The sequence below is a fragment of the Streptococcus infantis genome (assembly GCF_047464415.1).
Taxonomy (GTDB): domain Bacteria; phylum Bacillota; class Bacilli; order Lactobacillales; family Streptococcaceae; genus Streptococcus; species Streptococcus infantis_AE.
Genome location: NZ_JASHBX010000004.1, coordinates 24,524 through 40,777, shown reverse-complemented (window position 1 = coordinate 40,777; position 16,254 = coordinate 24,524). Strand labels below are relative to the sequence as shown.

Annotated in this window: 31 protein-coding genes; all 31 read left to right on the top strand. The window is 40.6% G+C overall.

Translation table 11 applies throughout. The annotated features are described in order from the left end of the window. Nucleotide 1 precedes the first annotated feature (1 nt). The 31 genes from nrdG (at nucleotide 2) to rplQ (ending at nucleotide 16,092) form a co-directional block, all read left to right on the top strand. Nucleotides 2-598 carry an anaerobic ribonucleoside-triphosphate reductase activating protein gene (gene nrdG / locus QM460_RS03355; protein ID WP_414289226.1) on the top strand — a complete coding sequence of 199 codons (597 nt, stop codon included), beginning with the start codon at nucleotides 2-4 and terminating at the stop codon, nucleotides 596-598. After that, nucleotides 595-1,218, top strand: a complete 624-nt coding sequence (locus tag QM460_RS03350; RefSeq protein WP_414289225.1) for a uridine kinase family protein — start codon at nucleotides 595-597, stop codon at nucleotides 1,216-1,218. Before nrdG ends, QM460_RS03350 begins: the two co-directional genes overlap by 4 nt. Nucleotides 1,219-1,482: 264 nt before the next feature. After that, entirely contained in the window at nucleotides 1,483-1,791 is a 309-nt protein-coding gene (rpsJ, locus tag QM460_RS03345) for a 30S ribosomal protein S10 (RefSeq protein ID WP_001284513.1), read from the top strand. Nucleotides 1,792-1,873: 82 nt separating this feature from the next. Then, nucleotides 1,874-2,500: a 50S ribosomal protein L3 gene (gene rplC / locus QM460_RS03340; protein ID WP_084926326.1), complete on the top strand. Its 627-nt coding sequence runs from the start codon at nucleotides 1,874-1,876 to the stop codon at nucleotides 2,498-2,500. Nucleotides 2,501-2,524: 24 nt separating this feature from the next. Next, entirely contained in the window at nucleotides 2,525-3,148 is a 624-nt protein-coding gene (rplD, locus tag QM460_RS03335) for a 50S ribosomal protein L4 (protein WP_000024549.1), read from the top strand. Beyond that, entirely contained in the window at nucleotides 3,148-3,444 is a 297-nt protein-coding gene (locus QM460_RS03330) for a 50S ribosomal protein L23 (RefSeq protein WP_001055347.1), read from the top strand. The genes rplD and QM460_RS03330 overlap by 1 nt, the downstream gene beginning before the upstream one ends. Before the next feature lie 17 nt (nucleotides 3,445-3,461). Next, entirely contained in the window at nucleotides 3,462-4,295 is an 834-nt protein-coding gene (rplB, locus tag QM460_RS03325; protein WP_000512914.1) for a 50S ribosomal protein L2, read from the top strand. Nucleotides 4,296-4,399: 104 nt separating this feature from the next. Continuing rightward, a complete protein-coding gene (gene rpsS, locus QM460_RS03320; protein ID WP_000533763.1) occupies nucleotides 4,400-4,681 on the top strand; it encodes a 30S ribosomal protein S19 in 282 nt (93 codons plus the stop codon). Nucleotides 4,682-4,692: 11 nt separating this feature from the next. After that, complete coding sequence (gene rplV / locus QM460_RS03315) at nucleotides 4,693-5,037, top strand: 50S ribosomal protein L22 (protein ID WP_000818137.1); 345 nt, start codon at nucleotides 4,693-4,695, stop codon at nucleotides 5,035-5,037. A gap of 12 nt (nucleotides 5,038-5,049) precedes the next feature. Further along, nucleotides 5,050-5,703 carry a 30S ribosomal protein S3 gene (gene rpsC, locus QM460_RS03310; protein WP_000529936.1) on the top strand — a complete coding sequence of 218 codons (654 nt, stop codon included), beginning with the start codon at nucleotides 5,050-5,052 and terminating at the stop codon, nucleotides 5,701-5,703. A gap of 3 nt (nucleotides 5,704-5,706) precedes the next feature. Further along, a complete protein-coding gene (gene rplP, locus QM460_RS03305) occupies nucleotides 5,707-6,120 on the top strand; it encodes a 50S ribosomal protein L16 (RefSeq protein WP_000960948.1) in 414 nt (137 codons plus the stop codon). Nucleotides 6,121-6,129: 9 nt separating this feature from the next. Next, on the top strand, nucleotides 6,130-6,336 hold the full coding sequence (gene rpmC / locus QM460_RS03300; protein WP_000772918.1) for a 50S ribosomal protein L29: 207 nt from the start codon (nucleotides 6,130-6,132) through the stop codon (nucleotides 6,334-6,336). 24 nt (nucleotides 6,337-6,360) lie between these two features. Next, on the top strand, nucleotides 6,361-6,621 hold the full coding sequence (rpsQ, locus tag QM460_RS03295; RefSeq protein WP_000440801.1) for a 30S ribosomal protein S17: 261 nt from the start codon (nucleotides 6,361-6,363) through the stop codon (nucleotides 6,619-6,621). Nucleotides 6,622-6,646: 25 nt separating this feature from the next. Beyond that, nucleotides 6,647-7,015: a 50S ribosomal protein L14 gene (rplN, locus tag QM460_RS03290; RefSeq protein ID WP_000616548.1), complete on the top strand. Its 369-nt coding sequence runs from the start codon at nucleotides 6,647-6,649 to the stop codon at nucleotides 7,013-7,015. A 177-nt stretch (nucleotides 7,016-7,192) separates the two neighbouring features. Then, complete coding sequence (rplX, locus tag QM460_RS03285) at nucleotides 7,193-7,498, top strand: 50S ribosomal protein L24 (protein ID WP_000497691.1); 306 nt, start codon at nucleotides 7,193-7,195, stop codon at nucleotides 7,496-7,498. A gap of 23 nt (nucleotides 7,499-7,521) precedes the next feature. Further along, nucleotides 7,522-8,064, top strand: a complete 543-nt coding sequence (gene rplE / locus QM460_RS03280) for a 50S ribosomal protein L5 (protein WP_000013542.1) — start codon at nucleotides 7,522-7,524, stop codon at nucleotides 8,062-8,064. 17 nt (nucleotides 8,065-8,081) lie between these two features. Next, on the top strand, nucleotides 8,082-8,267 hold the full coding sequence (locus tag QM460_RS03275; protein WP_001085699.1) for a type Z 30S ribosomal protein S14: 186 nt from the start codon (nucleotides 8,082-8,084) through the stop codon (nucleotides 8,265-8,267). Between the two features lie 213 nt (nucleotides 8,268-8,480). Then, nucleotides 8,481-8,879 carry a 30S ribosomal protein S8 gene (gene rpsH, locus QM460_RS03270; protein WP_000245504.1) on the top strand — a complete coding sequence of 133 codons (399 nt, stop codon included), beginning with the start codon at nucleotides 8,481-8,483 and terminating at the stop codon, nucleotides 8,877-8,879. A gap of 187 nt (nucleotides 8,880-9,066) precedes the next feature. Beyond that, nucleotides 9,067-9,603: a 50S ribosomal protein L6 gene (rplF, locus tag QM460_RS03265; RefSeq protein ID WP_000086625.1), complete on the top strand. Its 537-nt coding sequence runs from the start codon at nucleotides 9,067-9,069 to the stop codon at nucleotides 9,601-9,603. 83 nt (nucleotides 9,604-9,686) lie between these two features. Then, the gene (gene rplR, locus QM460_RS03260) at nucleotides 9,687-10,043 is read left to right on the top strand and encodes a 50S ribosomal protein L18 (protein WP_000624044.1); all 357 of its coding nucleotides are present in this window, start codon (nucleotides 9,687-9,689) and stop codon (nucleotides 10,041-10,043) included. A gap of 17 nt (nucleotides 10,044-10,060) precedes the next feature. Then, nucleotides 10,061-10,555, top strand: a complete 495-nt coding sequence (gene rpsE / locus QM460_RS03255) for a 30S ribosomal protein S5 (protein ID WP_000874203.1) — start codon at nucleotides 10,061-10,063, stop codon at nucleotides 10,553-10,555. A gap of 13 nt (nucleotides 10,556-10,568) precedes the next feature. Continuing rightward, nucleotides 10,569-10,751 (top strand): 50S ribosomal protein L30, encoded by a 183-nt coding sequence (rpmD, locus tag QM460_RS03250; RefSeq protein WP_000057243.1) that lies wholly within the window; start codon nucleotides 10,569-10,571, stop codon nucleotides 10,749-10,751. Between the two features lie 146 nt (nucleotides 10,752-10,897). Then, nucleotides 10,898-11,338 (top strand): 50S ribosomal protein L15, encoded by a 441-nt coding sequence (gene rplO / locus QM460_RS03245; RefSeq protein WP_000766079.1) that lies wholly within the window; start codon nucleotides 10,898-10,900, stop codon nucleotides 11,336-11,338. A 12-nt stretch (nucleotides 11,339-11,350) separates the two neighbouring features. Continuing rightward, nucleotides 11,351-12,661 (top strand): preprotein translocase subunit SecY, encoded by a 1,311-nt coding sequence (secY, locus tag QM460_RS03240; RefSeq protein ID WP_000465391.1) that lies wholly within the window; start codon nucleotides 11,351-11,353, stop codon nucleotides 12,659-12,661. A 155-nt stretch (nucleotides 12,662-12,816) separates the two neighbouring features. Next, nucleotides 12,817-13,455 carry an adenylate kinase gene (locus QM460_RS03235; protein ID WP_001050432.1) on the top strand — a complete coding sequence of 213 codons (639 nt, stop codon included), beginning with the start codon at nucleotides 12,817-12,819 and terminating at the stop codon, nucleotides 13,453-13,455. 117 nt (nucleotides 13,456-13,572) lie between these two features. Continuing rightward, the gene (gene infA / locus QM460_RS03230) at nucleotides 13,573-13,791 is read left to right on the top strand and encodes a translation initiation factor IF-1 (RefSeq protein WP_001029883.1); all 219 of its coding nucleotides are present in this window, start codon (nucleotides 13,573-13,575) and stop codon (nucleotides 13,789-13,791) included. A 24-nt stretch (nucleotides 13,792-13,815) separates the two neighbouring features. Further along, nucleotides 13,816-13,932, top strand: coding sequence for a 50S ribosomal protein L36 (gene rpmJ, locus QM460_RS03225; protein WP_001808836.1), 117 nt, complete (start codon nucleotides 13,816-13,818; stop codon nucleotides 13,930-13,932). Between the two features lie 17 nt (nucleotides 13,933-13,949). Further along, entirely contained in the window at nucleotides 13,950-14,315 is a 366-nt protein-coding gene (rpsM, locus tag QM460_RS03220) for a 30S ribosomal protein S13 (protein ID WP_000090783.1), read from the top strand. A gap of 17 nt (nucleotides 14,316-14,332) precedes the next feature. Next, a complete protein-coding gene (rpsK, locus tag QM460_RS03215) occupies nucleotides 14,333-14,716 on the top strand; it encodes a 30S ribosomal protein S11 (protein WP_001118385.1) in 384 nt (127 codons plus the stop codon). 42 nt (nucleotides 14,717-14,758) lie between these two features. Then, complete coding sequence (locus QM460_RS03210; protein ID WP_000568996.1) at nucleotides 14,759-15,694, top strand: DNA-directed RNA polymerase subunit alpha; 936 nt, start codon at nucleotides 14,759-14,761, stop codon at nucleotides 15,692-15,694. Nucleotides 15,695-15,705: 11 nt separating this feature from the next. Next, on the top strand, nucleotides 15,706-16,092 hold the full coding sequence (gene rplQ, locus QM460_RS03205; protein ID WP_000331493.1) for a 50S ribosomal protein L17: 387 nt from the start codon (nucleotides 15,706-15,708) through the stop codon (nucleotides 16,090-16,092). The last annotated feature ends 162 nt before the right edge of the window (nucleotides 16,093-16,254 follow it).

The following is a 16,254-nucleotide window of genomic DNA, read 5'->3' as shown; positions in this document are numbered from 1 at the left end:
CATGACATGGAATACACCAAAACCAGGCGAGTGGAAGAGTGAGGAGCTTAGTCAAGGGCGTATCATTGACTATAAGGCTTTTAACTTTGTCGATGGAGAAGGGGTACGAAACTCTCTCTATGTAGCAGGTTGTATGTTTCATTGCGAAGGTTGCTACAATGTGGCGACCTGGTCATTTAATGCAGGCATTCCCTATACGCCAGAGTTAGAAGAACAAATCATGGCAGACTTAGCACAGCCCTATGTTCAAGGATTGACTTTGCTAGGAGGAGAGCCATTCCTCAATACAGGTATTCTTTTGCCCCTTGTAAAACGCATTCGGAAAGAATTGCCAGAAAAAGATATCTGGTCTTGGACAGGATACACCTGGGAAGAAATGATGTTGGAGACGCCTGATAAACTAGAACTTTTATCCCTGATTGATATCCTGGTAGATGGTCGCTATGATAAAAACAAGCGTAATCTCATGCTTCAGTTCCGCGGCTCTTCCAACCAACGGATTATCGATGTGCAAAAGTCTCTCCAAAGTGGGCAGGCAGTCATTTGGGACAAGCTTAAGGATGGGAAACAAAGCTATGAACAGGTGAAGAGAGAATGAAGAAAAAAGAGTTAATAGAAAGACTAGTATCAGAAATAGACTCGGGAAGAATTAGGACGCTAGGTATCTACGGCCACGGCGCTTCAGGGAAATCAACTTTTGCTCAAGAATTATACCAAGTATTGGATGCTGAAAAGGTAAATTTACTAGAGACAGATCCCTATATTACTTCGGGACGACATTTAGTGGTACCTAAAGAGACACCAGACCAAAAGGTGACAGCATGTTTACCAGTAGCGCATGAGCTGGCAAGTTTACAAAGAGATATCCTCGCTTTGCAGGCGGGTATGGATGTCTTGACAATCGAAGAACCTTGGAAGGCTAGCGAGATCTTATCAGGAGCAAAACCAATTCTGATAGTCGAAGGGATGTCTGTGGGTTTTCTACCCAAAGAACTCTTTGACAAAACCATTTGTTTCTATACGGATGAGGAGACCGAATTAAAGAGGCGATTAGCTCGAGATACGACTGTGAGAAATGGTGATGCATCCATTATATTGGCTAGTCAGCAGATGAGACGAGAGCAGTATCTACAATACTATAAAGAAACCGAGTCAAGAGCTGATATCTTGGTAGATCAATCAGATGATAAATTTCAAATTAAAACTAACTATATATAGAAGAAAAGTCAGAAAATCCAGCACTTAAATATGCAAATTCATTAAAATGGAACAAGAAAACAGTTTCATCTAAAAAATTTAAAAAAACCTGTCAAATCCCTTGCAATCGCAGGGGCTTTGTGTTATTCTATTATGGTGCTGTAAATTACAGCTTTAGCTTTGATGCAAGAGGTTGCGACACGCTCGGTTGCATTGCCACGCAACGCGCGTCGGTTTTCTTGTGGAGCTAGCCTATTATCTTAAATAGACGAAAAGGAGAAAAAGATGGCAAACAAAAAAATCCGTATCCGTTTGAAAGCTTACGAACACCGTACGCTTGACACAGCGGCTGCAAAAATCGTAGAATCAGCTACTCGTACAGGTGCACAAGTTGCGGGTCCAATCCCACTTCCAACTGAGCGTAGCCTCTACACAATCATTCGTGCGACTCACAAATACAAAGACTCTCGCGAACAATTTGAAATGCGTACACACAAACGTTTGATCGATATCGTTAACCCAACTCAAAAAACAGTTGACGCTTTGATGAAATTGGATCTTCCAAGTGGTGTAAACGTAGAAATCAAACTTTAATTTAAAGCTTGATAACTTGAGCATAAAAAACGCTCGTTAAAAACTTTTTGAATAAAAAATATAGAAAAGGAACTATTTTCTCATGACAAAAGGAATCTTAGGGAAAAAAGTGGGAATGACTCAAATCTTCACTGAAGCTGGCGAATTGATCCCTGTAACAGTTATTGAAGCAACTCCAAACGTTGTTCTTCAAGTTAAAACTGTTGAAACAGACGGATACAACGCTATCCAAGTTGGTTTCGATGACAAACGCGAAGTATTGAGCAACAAACCTGCTAAAGGACATGTAGCAAAAGCTAACACGGCTCCTAAGCGCTTCATTCGTGAATTCAAAAACGTTGAAGGCTTGGAAGTTGGTGCTGAAATCACAGTTGAAACTTTCGCAGTTGGAGATGTTGTTGACGTAACTGGTACTTCTAAAGGTAAAGGTTTCCAAGGTGTTATCAAACGCCACGGACAATCACGTGGACCTATGGCTCACGGTTCTCGTTACCACCGTCGTCCAGGTTCTATGGGACCTGTTGCACCTAACCGCGTATTCAAAGGTAAAAACCTTGCAGGACGTATGGGTGGCGACCGTGTAACAATTCAAAACCTTGAAGTTGTACAAGTTGTTCCAGAAAAGAACGTTATCCTTATCAAAGGTAACGTACCAGGTGCTAAGAAATCTCTTATCACTATCAAATCAGCAGTTAAAGCTGGTAAATAATAAGGAAAGGGGAATACAGTCAAAATGGCAAATGTAACATTATTCGACCAAACTGGTAAACAAGCGGGCGAAGTTGTTCTTAACGATGCAATCTTTGGTATCGAACCAAACCAATCTGTTGTGTTTGATGTCATCATCAGTCAACGTGCTAGCCTTCGTCAAGGAACTCACGCTGTTAAAAACCGTTCAGCCGTTTCAGGTGGCGGGCGCAAACCATGGCGTCAAAAAGGAACTGGACGTGCTCGTCAAGGTTCTATCCGCTCTCCACAATGGCGTGGTGGTGGAATCGTCTTCGGACCAACTCCACGTAGCTATGCGTACAAACTTCCTCAAAAAGTTCGTCGCCTTGCACTAAAATCTGTTTACTCAGAAAAAGTTGCTGAAAACAAATTTGTAGCCGTTGATTCTCTTGAATTTACAGCTCCAAAAACTGCTGAATTTGCAAAAGTTCTTGCAGCTTTGAGCATCGATTCTAAAGTCCTTGTTATTCTTGAAGAAGGAAACGAATTCGCAGCTCTTTCAGCTCGTAACCTTCCAAACGTGAAAGTTGCGACTGCTACAACTGCAAGTGTTCTTGACATCGCAAATAGTGACAAACTTCTTGTTACTCAAGCAGCTATCTCTAAAATCGAGGAGGTTCTTGCATAATGAATTTGTATGATGTTATCAAAAAACCTGTCATCACTGAAAGCTCAATGGCTCAACTTGAAGCAGGCAAATATGTATTTGAAGTTGACACTCGTGCGCACAAACTTTTGATCAAGCAAGCTGTTGAAGCTGCTTTCGAAGGTGTTAAAGTTGCAAATGTTAACACAATCAACGTAAAACCTAAAGCTAAACGTGTTGGACGTTACACTGGTTTTACTAACAAAACTAAAAAAGCAATCATCACACTTACAGCTGATTCAAAAGCAATCGAGTTGTTTGCTGCTGAAGCTGAATAATCTAAGGAGGAAATATCGTGGGAATTCGTGTTTATAAACCAACAACAAACGGTCGCCGTAATATGACTTCTTTGGATTTCGCTGAAATCACAACAAGCACACCTGAAAAAACTTTGCTTGTTGCTTTGAAGAACAAGGCTGGTCGTAACAACAACGGTCGTATCACAGTTCGTCACCAAGGTGGTGGACACAAACGTTTCTACCGTTTGGTTGACTTTAAACGTAACAAAGATAACGTTGAAGCAGTTGTTAAAACTATCGAGTACGATCCAAACCGTTCTGCAAACATCGCTCTTGTACACTACACTGACGGTGTGAAAGCATACATCATCGCTCCAAAAGGTCTTGAAGTTGGTCAACGTATCGTTTCAGGTCCTGAAGCAGATATCAAAGTAGGTAACGCTCTTCCACTTGCTAACATCCCAGTTGGTACTTTGGTCCACAACATTGAGTTGAAACCAGGTCGTGGTGGTGAATTGGTTCGTGCTGCTGGAGCTTCTGCTCAAGTATTGGGACAAGAAGGTAAATACGTTCTTGTTCGTCTTCAATCAGGCGAAGTTCGTATGATTCTTGGAACTTGTCGTGCTACAGTTGGTGTTGTCGGAAACGAACAACATGGACTTGTAAACCTTGGTAAAGCAGGACGTAGCCGTTGGAAAGGTATCCGCCCAACAGTTCGTGGTTCTGTAATGAACCCTAACGATCACCCACACGGTGGTGGTGAAGGTAAAGCACCAGTTGGTCGTAAAGCACCATCTACTCCATGGGGCAAACCTGCTCTTGGTCTTAAAACTCGTAACAAGAAAGCGAAATCTGACAAACTTATCGTTCGTCGTCGCAACGAGAAATAATTTAAAACTAGTCGCTTAAGCAACTAGGAAATTCCGCCAGCTCGGTAGCGCTCCATGTGAGCGCAAGCCGCTGTGGTACAAAATTTAAAGGAGAAAATATAAAAATGGGACGCAGTCTTAAAAAAGGACCTTTCGTCGATGAGCATTTGATGAAAAAAATTGAAGCTCAAGCTAACGACGAAAAGAAAAAAGTTATCAAAACTTGGTCACGTCGTTCAACGATCTTCCCAAGTTTCATTGGTTACACAATCGCAGTTTATGATGGACGTAAACACGTACCTGTTTACATCCAAGAAGACATGGTAGGTCACAAACTTGGTGAATTCGCACCAACTCGTACTTACAAAGGTCACGCCGCAGACGACAAGAAGACACGTAGAAAATAAGGAGAACATAAATGGCAGAAATTACTTCAGCTAAAGCAATGGCTCGCACAGTACGTGTTTCACCTCGTAAATCACGTCTTGTTCTTGACAACATCCGTGGTAAAAGCGTAGCCGATGCAATCGCAATTTTGACATTCACTCCAAACAAAGCTGCTGAAATCATCTTGAAAGTTTTGAACTCAGCTGTAGCTAACGCTGAAAACAACTTTGGTTTGGATAAAGCTAACTTGGTAGTATCTGAAGCATTCGCAAACGAAGGACCAACTATGAAACGTTTCCGTCCACGTGCGAAAGGTTCAGCTTCACCAATCAACAAACGTACAGCTCACATCACTGTAGCTGTTGCAGAAAAATAAGGAGGTAAAATCGTGGGTCAAAAAGTACATCCAATTGGTATGCGTGTCGGCATCATCCGTGATTGGGATGCCAAATGGTATGCTGAAAAAGAATACGCGGATTACCTTCATGAAGATCTTGCAATCCGTAAATTCGTTCAAAAAGAACTTGCTGACGCAGCTGTTTCAACTATTGAAATTGAACGCGCAGTAAACAAAGTTAACGTTTCACTTCACACTGCTAAACCAGGTATGGTTATCGGTAAAGGTGGTGCTAACGTTGATGCACTCCGTGCTAAACTTAACAAATTGACTGGAAAACAAGTACACATCAACATCATCGAAATCAAACAACCTGATTTGGATGCTCACCTTGTTGGTGAAGGAATTGCTCGTCAATTGGAGCAACGTGTTGCTTTCCGTCGTGCACAAAAACAAGCAATCCAACGTGCAATGCGTGCTGGAGCTAAAGGAATCAAAACTCAAGTATCAGGTCGTTTGAACGGTGCAGATATCGCCCGTGCTGAAGGATACTCTGAAGGAACTGTTCCACTTCACACACTTCGTGCAGATATCGATTACGCTTGGGAAGAAGCAGACACTACATACGGTAAACTTGGTGTTAAAGTATGGATCTACCGTGGTGAAGTTCTTCCAGCTCGTAAAAACACTAAAGGAGGTAAATAACCAATGTTAGTACCTAAACGTGTTAAACACCGTCGTGAATTCCGTGGTAAGATGCGCGGTGAAGCTAAAGGTGGAAAAGAAGTAGCATTCGGTGAATACGGTCTTCAAGCTACAACTAGCCACTGGATCACTAACCGCCAAATCGAAGCTGCTCGTATCGCCATGACTCGTTACATGAAACGTGGTGGTAAAGTTTGGATTAAAATCTTCCCACACAAATCATACACAGCTAAAGCTATCGGGGTTCGTATGGGATCTGGTAAAGGGGCACCTGAAGGTTGGGTAGCACCAGTTAAACGTGGTAAAGTAATGTTTGAAGTTGCTGGTGTATCTGAAGAGATCGCTCGCGAAGCGCTTCGTCTTGCAAGCCACAAATTGCCAGTTAAATGTAAATTCGTAAAACGTGAAGCAGAATAAGGAGAAGGCATGAAACTTAATGAAGTAAAAGAATTTGTTAAAGAACTTCGTGGTCTTTCTCAAGAAGAACTCGCGAAGCGCGAAAACGAATTGAAAAAAGAATTGTTTGAACTTCGTTTCCAAGCTGCTACTGGTCAATTAGAACAAACAGCTCGCTTGAAAGAAGTTAAAAAACAAATCGCTCGTATCAAAACAGTTCAATCTGAAGCGAAATAATAGACTAGGGAAGGAGAAATTTCAATGGAACGCAATAATCGTAAAGTTCTTGTTGGACGTGTTGTATCTGACAAAATGGACAAGACAATCACAGTTGTAGTTGAAACAAAACGTAACCACCCAGTCTATGGTAAACGTATTAACTACTCTAAAAAATACAAAGCACATGATGAAAACAATGTTGCCAAAGAAGGCGATATCGTACGTATCATGGAAACTCGTCCGCTTTCAGCTACAAAACGTTTCCGTCTTGTAGAAGTCGTTGAAGAAGCGGTTATCATCTAATCAAACCTGAAAGGAGAAAACTGAAATGATTCAAACAGAAACTCGTTTGAAAGTCGCAGACAACAGCGGTGCACGCGAAATCTTGACTATCAAAGTTCTTGGTGGTTCTAAACGTAAATTTGCGAACATCGGTGATGTTATTGTGGCATCTGTAAAACAAGCTACTCCTGGTGGTGCGGTTAAAAAAGGTGACGTTGTTAAAGCAGTTATCGTTCGTACTAAATCAGGTGCTCGTCGTGCTGATGGTTCATACATCAAATTTGACGAAAATGCAGCAGTTATCATCCGTGAAGATAAAACTCCTCGCGGAACACGTATCTTTGGCCCAGTTGCACGTGAATTGCGTGAAGGTGGCTTCATGAAGATCGTGTCACTTGCTCCAGAAGTACTTTAATTGATTGCTCAAAGAAAATTAAAACAAGTCTAGGAAGTAAGACGAAAGCATAACTTAAGTTAGGTGAGTTGAAACTGACGAAGGATTGCTTTAATTTTCACAGAGCAAAAACAAACAAACACAGTCCCCTGGCCTAGCCAGGGTGCCCATTGGGCGTAAGAATAAAAGGAGAAAAAAATGTTTGTAAAAAAAGGCGACAAAGTTCGCGTAATCGCTGGTAAAGATAAGGGAACAGAAGCTGTTGTCCTTACTGCCCTTCCAAAAGTAAACAAAGTTATCGTTGAAGGTGTTAACATCGTTAAGAAACACCAACGTCCAACTAACGAACTTCCTCAAGGTGGTATCATCGAGAAGGAAGCAGCTATCCACGTATCAAATGTTCAAGTTTTGGACAAAAACGGTGTAGCTGGTCGTGTTGGTTACAAATTTGTAGACGGTAAAAAAGTTCGCTACAACAAAAAATCAGGCGAAGTGCTTGATTAATCACGAAGGAAAGGAGAAGTATAATGGCAAATCGTTTAAAAGAAAAATATCTTAATGAAGTAGTTCCTGCTTTGACAGAACAATTCAACTACTCATCAGTGATGGCTGTGCCTAAAGTAGATAAGATCGTTTTGAACATGGGTGTTGGTGAAGCTGTATCAAACGCTAAAAGCCTTGAAAAAGCTGCTGAAGAATTGGCGCTTATCTCAGGTCAAAAACCACTTATCACTAAAGCTAAAAAATCAATCGCCGGCTTCCGTCTTCGTGAAGGTGTTGCGATCGGTGCAAAAGTTACCCTTCGTGGTGAACGTATGTACGAATTCTTGGATAAATTGGTTTCAGTTTCACTTCCACGTGTGCGTGACTTCCATGGTGTTCCAACAAAATCATTTGATGGACGCGGAAACTACACACTTGGTGTGAAAGAACAATTGATCTTCCCAGAAATCAACTTTGATGACGTTGACAAAACTCGTGGTCTTGACATCGTTATCGTAACTACTGCTAACACTGACGAAGAGTCACGTGCATTGCTTACAGGCCTTGGAATGCCTTTTGCAAAATAATATAGGAGGTATAACTAATGGCTAAAAAATCTATGATTGCTAAGAACAAACGCCCAGCGAAGTTCTCTACTCAAGCATACACTCGCTGTGAACGTTGTGGACGTCCACACTCAGTTTACCGCAAGTTTAAACTTTGCCGTGTTTGCTTCCGTGAATTGGCATATAAAGGTCAAATCCCTGGTGTAACAAAAGCATCTTGGTAATATCATGATACAAAGAGCGTATCAACCATAGCAAAAATAGGAGATTTGGTGCAAGAGCGATGCTCCAAGACAAATCTATCTTTTTTGCCCAGGTTGTAGCTCGTGTTCAAATGAGAGTTATCTTGTTTGAATGTGTCAATACTATCTGAGCCCAGCTCAATCATTAACTAGCAAGTGCAACTTGCAAACTACTAGTAAGAGGAGAAAAATAAAATGGTTATGACTGACCCAATCGCAGACTTCCTAACTCGTATTCGTAACGCTAACCAAGCAAAACACGAAGTACTTGAAGTACCTGCATCAAACATCAAAAAAGGGATTGCAGAAATCCTTAAACGCGAAGGTTTTGTTAAGAACGTAGAAATCATCGAAGATGACAAACAAGGCATCATCCGTGTATTCCTTAAATACGGACCAAACGGTGAAAAAGTTATCACAAACTTGAAACGTGTTTCTAAACCAGGACTTCGTGTCTACAAAAAACGTGAAGACCTTCCAAAAGTACTTAACGGTCTTGGAATTGCTATCCTTTCAACTTCTGAAGGTTTGCTTACTGATAAAGAAGCACGCCAAAAGAACGTTGGTGGAGAAGTTATCGCTTACGTTTGGTAATATTTAGCTCCCAATTTCTTTGTGACTCTTCGTTATCGTCTCTAGCCTAACCCAAAGTTATGCCTGCGAGACGATGCCTAGATTCACTTTGAAATTGAAACCTAAATGTTCCTTTAAATCGAGAAATCGATTTAACCCCGTGAAAACTGGCCAACAAGGCCTGACAATTTAACAGGAGAATAAAAACATGTCACGTATTGGTAATAAAGTTATCGTGTTGCCTGCTGGTGTTGAAATCACTAACAATGACAACGTTGTAACTGTAAAAGGACCTAAAGGAGAACTTACTCGTGAGTTCTCAAAAGATATTGAGATTCGTGTGGAAGGTACTGAAGTAACTCTTCACCGTCCAAACGATTCAAAAGAAATGAAAACTATCCACGGAACTACTCGTGCTCTTTTGAACAACATGGTTATTGGTGTATCAGAAGGATTCAAGAAACAACTTGAAATGCGTGGGGTTGGTTACCGTGCACAACTTCAAGGATCAAAACTTGTTTTGGCTGTTGGTAAATCACATCCAGACGAAGTTGAAGCTCCAGAAGGAATTACTTTTGAACTTCCAAACCCAACAACAATCGTTGTTAGCGGAATTTCAAAAGAAGTAGTTGGTCAAACAGCTGCTTACGTACGTAGCCTTCGTTCACCAGAACCTTACAAAGGTAAAGGTATCCGTTACGTTGGCGAATATGTTCGTCTTAAAGAAGGTAAAACAGGTAAATAATATTGAGTGGTTGATTTTCAGCCACCAATATCATTTCCAACTTTGTGCATAGCACACGATTTAAAACTAAAGAGGTGAAAACTGTGATTTCTAAACCAGATAAAAACAAACTCCGCCAAAAACGCCACCGTCGCGTTCGCGGAAAACTCTCTGGAACTGCTGATCGCCCACGTTTGAACGTATTCCGTTCTAATACAGGCATCTACGCTCAAGTTATTGATGACGTAGCGGGTGTAACGCTCGCAAGTGCTTCAACTCTTGACAAAGAAGTTTCAAAAGGAACAAAAACTGAACAAGCCGTTGCTGTCGGTAAACTCGTTGCAGAACGTGCAAACGCTAAAGGTATTTCAGAAGTGGTGTTCGACCGCGGTGGATATCTATATCACGGACGTGTGAAAGCTTTGGCTGATGCAGCTCGTGAAAACGGATTGAAATTCTAATAGGAGGACACTAGAAAATGGCATTTAAAGACAATGCAGTTGAATTAGAAGAACGCGTAGTTGCTGTTAACCGTGTTACTAAAGTTGTTAAAGGTGGACGTCGTCTTCGTTTTGCAGCTCTTGTAGTCGTTGGTGACCACAACGGTCGCGTAGGATTTGGTACTGGTAAAGCTCAAGAAGTTCCAGAAGCAATCCGCAAAGCAGTAGAAGATGCTAAGAAAAACTTGATCGAAGTTCCTATGGTTGGAACAACAATCCCACACGAAGTTATTTCAGAATTCGGTGGAGCTAAAGTATTGTTGAAACCAGCTGTAGAAGGTTCTGGAGTTGCCGCTGGTGGTGCTGTTCGTGCCGTTATCGAGTTGGCAGGTGTAGCTGATGTTACATCTAAATCTCTTGGCTCAAATACTCCAATCAACATTGTTCGCGCAACTGTTGAAGGTTTGAAACAATTGAAACGCGCTGAAGAAGTTGCTGCCCTTCGTGGTATTTCAGTTTCTGATTTGGCATAAGAAAGGGGATAAAATGGCTCAAATTAAAATTACTTTGACTAAGTCTCCAATCGGACGCATTCCATCACAACGTAAAACTGTTGTAGCACTTGGACTTGGCAAATTGAACAGCTCTGTTATTAAAGAAGATAACCCAGCAGTACGTGGTATGATTACTGCAGTATCTCACTTGGTAACAGTTGAAGAAGTAAACTAATTAAATTTTAGGGGATGTGCAGTATACCATCCCCTAAAACTAGATATAGTCATCTTTGATGACAAACGTATAGGCGAGTTGATAGGAGAGACAACCTTTTCTCTCTTATCGGCGCTAGCATTTTACAAAAGAGGAGAAAATATATAATGAAACTTCATGAATTGAAACCTGCAGAAGGTTCTCGTAAAACTCGTAACCGTGTTGGTCGTGGTACTTCATCAGGTAACGGTAAAACATCTGGTCGTGGTCAAAAAGGTCAAAAAGCTCGTAGCGGTGGCGGAGTACGTCTTGGTTTTGAAGGTGGACAAACTCCATTGTTCCGTCGTCTTCCAAAACGTGGATTCACTAACATCAACGCTAAAGAATACGCAATTGTTAACCTTGACCAATTGAACGTCTTTGAAGATGGTGCAGAAGTAACTCCAGTTGTTCTTATCGAATCAGGAATTGTTAAAGCTGAAAAATCAGGTATCAAAATTCTTGGTAACGGTGAGTTGACTAAGAAATTGTCTGTAAAAGCAGCTAAATTCTCTAAATCAGCTGAAGAAGCTATCACTGCTAAAGGTGGTTCAGTAGAAGTCATCTAAGAGAGGTGACCTATGTTTTTTAAATTATTGAGAGAAGCCTTCAAAGTCAAGCAAGTTCGATCAAAAATTCTTTTTACAATTTTTATCGTCTTTGTCTTCCGTATCGGGACTAGCATTACGGTTCCATGGGTGAATGCCAATAGCTTGAATGCTTTGAGTGGTCTATCTTTTCTAAATATGTTAAGTTTGGTGTCTGGTAATGCCATGAAAAACTTTTCAGTTTTTGCACTTGGTGTTAGTCCATACATTACTGCTTCTATCGTTGTCCAACTCTTGCAAATGGATTTATTGCCGAAGTTTGTAGAGTGGGGCAAACAAGGGGAAGTTGGTCGTAGAAAGTTGAACCAGGCAACGCGATATATTGCCCTTGTTCTTGCATTCGTGCAATCTATCGGAATTACTGCTGGTTTTAATGCTTTATCTGGAGCCAAACTTTTGACTGTTCCTTTAACACCACAAGTTTTCCTTGTGATTGGAGCAATCCTAACAGCGGGTAGTATGATTGTAACTTGGTTGGGAGAGCAAATTACTGATAAGGGTTATGGGAATGGTGTTTCCATGATTATCTTTGCAGGGATTGTTGCTTCAATTCCTGATATGATCAAGGGTATCTATGTTGACTACTTTGTCAATGTACCAAGCAGTCGCTTGACTTCATCCCTCATTTTTGTTGCTATCTTAATTGTAGCAGTCTTATTGATTGTTTACTTTACAACTTATGTTCAACAAGCTGAATATAAGATACCAATTCAGTATACTAAGGTGGCACAAGGAGCACCGTCAAGTTCCTATCTTCCATTGAAGATTAACCCTGCAGGAGTTATTCCAGTTATCTTTGCTAGCTCAATTACAGCAGCACCAGCGGCAATTTTACAATTTGTAAGTGCATCTGGTCTTGATTGGGCCTGGGTACGTAGTGCTCAGGAGTTGCTATCTACAACAGCCCCTACAGGTATCGCTTTGTACGCTCTGTTGATTATCCTCTTCACATTCTTCTATACATTTGTACAGATTAATCCAGAGAAGGCAGCAGAAAATTTGCAAAAGAGCGGTGCTTATATCCACGGTGTCCGTCCTGGTAAAGGGACAGAAGAGTATATGTCAAAACTTCTTCGTCGTCTCGCAACAGTCGGTTCCCTCTTCCTTGGCGTTATTTCTATCCTACCTATTGTAGCTAAGGATTTATTCGGTCTTTCAGAAGTCGTTGCTTTTGGGGGAACAAGTCTTTTGATCATTATCTCAACAGGTATTGAAGGAATTAAACAGTTGGAAGGTTATTTATTGAAACGTAAGTATGTTGGTTTCATGAATACAACAGAATAATTGTAATAGAAAAGAAAATTCACTATTGCTCAGAGAGTGGAGTTTAAAAATCAAAGACCTTGTCAGATTTTTATCTCCTCTCTTCTATTTTGTTTTTAAATAGGAGTTGAAATGAATTTTTGCTTCTATTTAAAAACAAAAAAGGAGTTTGAATCATGAATCTTTTGATTATGGGCTTACCTGGTGCAGGTAAGGGTACACAAGCAGCAAAAATTGTTGAACAATTTCATGTAGCTCATATCTCAACAGGTGATATGTTCCGTGCAGCAATGGCTAACCAAACTGAAATGGGTGTCTTAGCTAAGTCTTATATCGACAAAGGCGAGTTGGTTCCAGATGAAGTTACAAATGGTATCGTGAAGGAGCGTCTCTCACAAGATGACATTAAAGAAACTGGTTTCTTGTTGGACGGGTACCCACGTACAATTGAACAAGCTCATGCCTTGGATAAAACTTTAGCTGAATTAGGGATTGAACTTGAAGGTGTTATTAACATCGAAGTAAATCCAGATTGTCTTTTGGAGCGTTTGAGTGGTCGTATCATTCACCGTGAAACTGGCGAAACTTTCCATAAAGTTTTCAACCCACCAGTTGACTACAAAGAAGAAGACTATTACCAACGTGAAGATGACAAACCTGAAACAGTAAAACGTCGTTTGGATGTTAATATTGCCCAAGGTGAACCAATTATTGCCCACTATCGTGCAAAAGGTTTGGTACATGATATCGAAGGTAACCAAGATATCAATGATGTCTTTGCAGATATCGAAAAAGTATTGACAAAATTGAAATAAAAGCGTTTTTCATGCTTGCAAAATGTCTCTACAAATGTTATACTGAGTTAGTCTGACTTATAATTGTTGTCTCTGTGTCTAGAGGCATCAAATCGAAATTTATGGAGGTACTTTTGCGTGGCAAAAGACGATGTGATTGAAGTTGAAGGTAAAGTAGTTGATACTATGCCGAATGCAATGTTTACGGTTGAACTTGAAAATGGACATCAGATTTTAGCAACAGTTTCTGGTAAAATTCGTAAAAACTATATTCGTATTTTAGCGGGAGATCGTGTTACTGTCGAAATGAGTCCATATGACTTGACACGTGGACGTATCACTTACCGCTTTAAATAATCGAAAAACTTGGAGGGATAAGAAATGAAAGTAAGACCATCGGTCAAACCAATTTGCGAATACTGTAAAGTAATTCGTCGTAATGGTCGTGTTATGGTAATTTGCCCAGCAAATCCAAAACACAAACAACGTCAAGGATAAGATAGAAAGGAGAAAACATGGCTCGTATTGCTGGAGTTGACATTCCAAATGACAAACGCGTAGTAATTTCATTGACTTATGTGTACGGTATCGGACTTCCAACATCTAAGAAAATCTTGGCAGCTGCTGGAATTTCAGAAGATGTACGTGTTCGCGATCTTACACCAGATCAAGAAGATGCTATCCGTCGTGAAGTGGATGCAATTAAAGTTGAAGGTGACCTTCGTCGTGAAGTTAACTTGAACATCAAACGTTTGATGGAAATCGGTTCATACCGTGGTATCCGTCACCGTCGTGGACTTCCTGTCCGTGGACAAAACACTAAAAACAACGCTCGCACTCGTAAAGGTAAAGCTGTTGCGATTGCTGGTAAGAAAAAATAATATAGGAGGTAAAAGTCTTGGCTAAACCAACACGTAAACGTCGTGTGAAAAAGAATATCGAATCTGGTATTGCTCATATTCACGCTACATTTAATAACACTATTGTTATGATTACTGATGTGCATGGTAATGCAATTGCTTGGTCATCAGCTGGTGCTCTTGGTTTCAAAGGTTCTCGTAAATCTACACCATTTGCTGCTCAAATGGCTTCTGAAGCTGCTGCTAAATCTGCACAAGAACACGGTCTTAAGTCAGTTGAAGTTACTGTTAAAGGTCCAGGTTCTGGTCGTGAGTCAGCTATTCGTGCTCTTGCTGCCGCTGGTCTTGAAGTAACAGCAATTCGTGATGTGACTCCAGTGCCACACAATGGTGCTCGTCCTCCAAAACGTCGCCGTGTATAATCATAACCTTACACTGCTTTTCGTTTAAGAGGGAGTAACTAAATGATCGAGTTTGAAAAACCAAATATAACAAAAATTGATGAAAATAAAGATTATGGCAAGTTTGTAATTGAACCGCTTGAACGTGGTTACGGTACAACACTTGGTAACTCTCTTCGTCGTGTACTTCTAGCTTCTCTTCCAGGGGCTGCTGTAACATCTATCAATATCGAAGGTGTATTGCATGAATTTGATACAGTTCCGGGTGTTCGCGAAGACGTGATGCAAATCATTCTGAACATCAAAGGTATTGCAGTAAAATCTTACGTTAAAGACGAAAAGATCATTGAACTAGATGTGCAAGGTCCTGCTGAAATTACAGCTGGAGATATCTTGACAGATAGCGACATTGAAATTGTAAATCCAGATCATTATCTCTTTACAATCGGTGAAGGTTCTTCTCTAAAAGCGACAATGACTGTTAACAGTGGTCGTGGATATGTACCTGCTGATGAAAACAAAAAAGATAATGCACCAGTTGGAACACTTGCTGTAGATTCTATTTATACACCAGTTACAAAAGTCAACTATCAAGTTGAACCTGCTCGTGTAGGTAGCAATGATGGTTTCGACAAATTAACCCTTGAAATCTTGACTAATGGAACAATTATTCCAGAAGATGCTTTAGGGCTTTCAGCACGTATCTTGACAGAGCACCTTGATTTGTTTACAAATCTTACAGAGATTGCTAAGTCAGCAGAAGTGATGAAAGAAGCTGATACTGAATCGGACGACCGTATCTTGGAACGTACGATTGAGGAACTTGACTTGTCTGTGCGTTCATATAACTGTTTGAAACGTGCCGGTATTAATACTGTGCATGATTTGACAGAAAAATCTGAAGCAGAGATGATGAAAGTAAGAAATCTTGGACGCAAGAGTTTGGAAGAAGTGAAAGTCAAACTCATTGATTTGGGTCTTGGATTAAAAGATAAATAAAGGAGGAATAAATGGCTTACCGTAAACTAGGACGCACTAGCTCACAACGTAAAGCAATGCTTCGCGATTTGACAACTGACCTTTTGATCAACGAATCAATCGTGACAACTGAAGCTCGTGCTAAAGAAATCCGTAAAACTGTTGAAAAAATGATTACTCTAGGTAAACGTGGTGATTTGCACGCACGTCGTCAAGCAGCTGCTTTCGTACGTAATGAAATCGCATCTGAAAACTATGATGAAGCAACTGATAAGTACACTTCTACTACAGCACTTCAAAAATTGTTCTCAGAAATTGCACCTCGTTATGCTGAGCGTAACGGTGGATACACTCGTATCCTTAAAACTGAACCACGTCGTGGTGATGCAGCGCCAATGGCGATCATCGAATTAGTATAAAATCATCAATTTTGTTGAGTGTTATGATGATGGAGTCTTGTGCTCTTAGTCTAGCTCTGGTCTACCGCTAGGACTTATGTCCTAGCGGGAACACTCATCATAAGATGATAAGGTAGACGCTTGTTTACGAAATTGTTTTTTACTAAAGAACAATTTCGTAAG

What these genes read in the sequence shown, in the direction of transcription:
- nrdG (WP_414289226.1), top strand. Translation starts at nt 2, where the DNA reads ATGACATGGAATACACCAAAACCAGGCGAGTGGAAGAGTGAGGAGCTT.
- QM460_RS03235 (WP_001050432.1), top strand. Translation starts at nt 12,817, where the DNA reads ATGAATCTTTTGATTATGGGCTTACCTGGTGCAGGTAAGGGTACACAA.
- QM460_RS03330 (WP_001055347.1), top strand. Translation starts at nt 3,148, where the DNA reads ATGAATTTGTATGATGTTATCAAAAAACCTGTCATCACTGAAAGCTCA.
- rplC (WP_084926326.1), top strand. Translation starts at nt 1,874, where the DNA reads ATGACAAAAGGAATCTTAGGGAAAAAAGTGGGAATGACTCAAATCTTC.
- rplF (WP_000086625.1), top strand. Translation starts at nt 9,067, where the DNA reads ATGTCACGTATTGGTAATAAAGTTATCGTGTTGCCTGCTGGTGTTGAA.
- QM460_RS03350 (WP_414289225.1), top strand. Translation starts at nt 595, where the DNA reads ATGAAGAAAAAAGAGTTAATAGAAAGACTAGTATCAGAAATAGACTCG.
- rplX (WP_000497691.1), top strand. Translation starts at nt 7,193, where the DNA reads ATGTTTGTAAAAAAAGGCGACAAAGTTCGCGTAATCGCTGGTAAAGAT.
- rplQ (WP_000331493.1), top strand. Translation starts at nt 15,706, where the DNA reads ATGGCTTACCGTAAACTAGGACGCACTAGCTCACAACGTAAAGCAATG.
- secY (WP_000465391.1), top strand. Translation starts at nt 11,351, where the DNA reads ATGTTTTTTAAATTATTGAGAGAAGCCTTCAAAGTCAAGCAAGTTCGA.
- rpmC (WP_000772918.1), top strand. Translation starts at nt 6,130, where the DNA reads ATGAAACTTAATGAAGTAAAAGAATTTGTTAAAGAACTTCGTGGTCTT.
- rpsJ (WP_001284513.1), top strand. Translation starts at nt 1,483, where the DNA reads ATGGCAAACAAAAAAATCCGTATCCGTTTGAAAGCTTACGAACACCGT.
- rplO (WP_000766079.1), top strand. Translation starts at nt 10,898, where the DNA reads ATGAAACTTCATGAATTGAAACCTGCAGAAGGTTCTCGTAAAACTCGT.
- QM460_RS03275 (WP_001085699.1), top strand. Translation starts at nt 8,082, where the DNA reads ATGGCTAAAAAATCTATGATTGCTAAGAACAAACGCCCAGCGAAGTTC.
- rpsM (WP_000090783.1), top strand. Translation starts at nt 13,950, where the DNA reads ATGGCTCGTATTGCTGGAGTTGACATTCCAAATGACAAACGCGTAGTA.
- rpsE (WP_000874203.1), top strand. Translation starts at nt 10,061, where the DNA reads ATGGCATTTAAAGACAATGCAGTTGAATTAGAAGAACGCGTAGTTGCT.
- rpmJ (WP_001808836.1), top strand. Translation starts at nt 13,816, where the DNA reads ATGAAAGTAAGACCATCGGTCAAACCAATTTGCGAATACTGTAAAGTA.
- rplN (WP_000616548.1), top strand. Translation starts at nt 6,647, where the DNA reads ATGATTCAAACAGAAACTCGTTTGAAAGTCGCAGACAACAGCGGTGCA.
- rpsS (WP_000533763.1), top strand. Translation starts at nt 4,400, where the DNA reads ATGGGACGCAGTCTTAAAAAAGGACCTTTCGTCGATGAGCATTTGATG.
- rplD (WP_000024549.1), top strand. Translation starts at nt 2,525, where the DNA reads ATGGCAAATGTAACATTATTCGACCAAACTGGTAAACAAGCGGGCGAA.
- rplV (WP_000818137.1), top strand. Translation starts at nt 4,693, where the DNA reads ATGGCAGAAATTACTTCAGCTAAAGCAATGGCTCGCACAGTACGTGTT.
- rpmD (WP_000057243.1), top strand. Translation starts at nt 10,569, where the DNA reads ATGGCTCAAATTAAAATTACTTTGACTAAGTCTCCAATCGGACGCATT.
- rpsH (WP_000245504.1), top strand. Translation starts at nt 8,481, where the DNA reads ATGGTTATGACTGACCCAATCGCAGACTTCCTAACTCGTATTCGTAAC.
- QM460_RS03210 (WP_000568996.1), top strand. Translation starts at nt 14,759, where the DNA reads ATGATCGAGTTTGAAAAACCAAATATAACAAAAATTGATGAAAATAAA.
- rplE (WP_000013542.1), top strand. Translation starts at nt 7,522, where the DNA reads ATGGCAAATCGTTTAAAAGAAAAATATCTTAATGAAGTAGTTCCTGCT.
- rpsQ (WP_000440801.1), top strand. Translation starts at nt 6,361, where the DNA reads ATGGAACGCAATAATCGTAAAGTTCTTGTTGGACGTGTTGTATCTGAC.
- rplP (WP_000960948.1), top strand. Translation starts at nt 5,707, where the DNA reads ATGTTAGTACCTAAACGTGTTAAACACCGTCGTGAATTCCGTGGTAAG.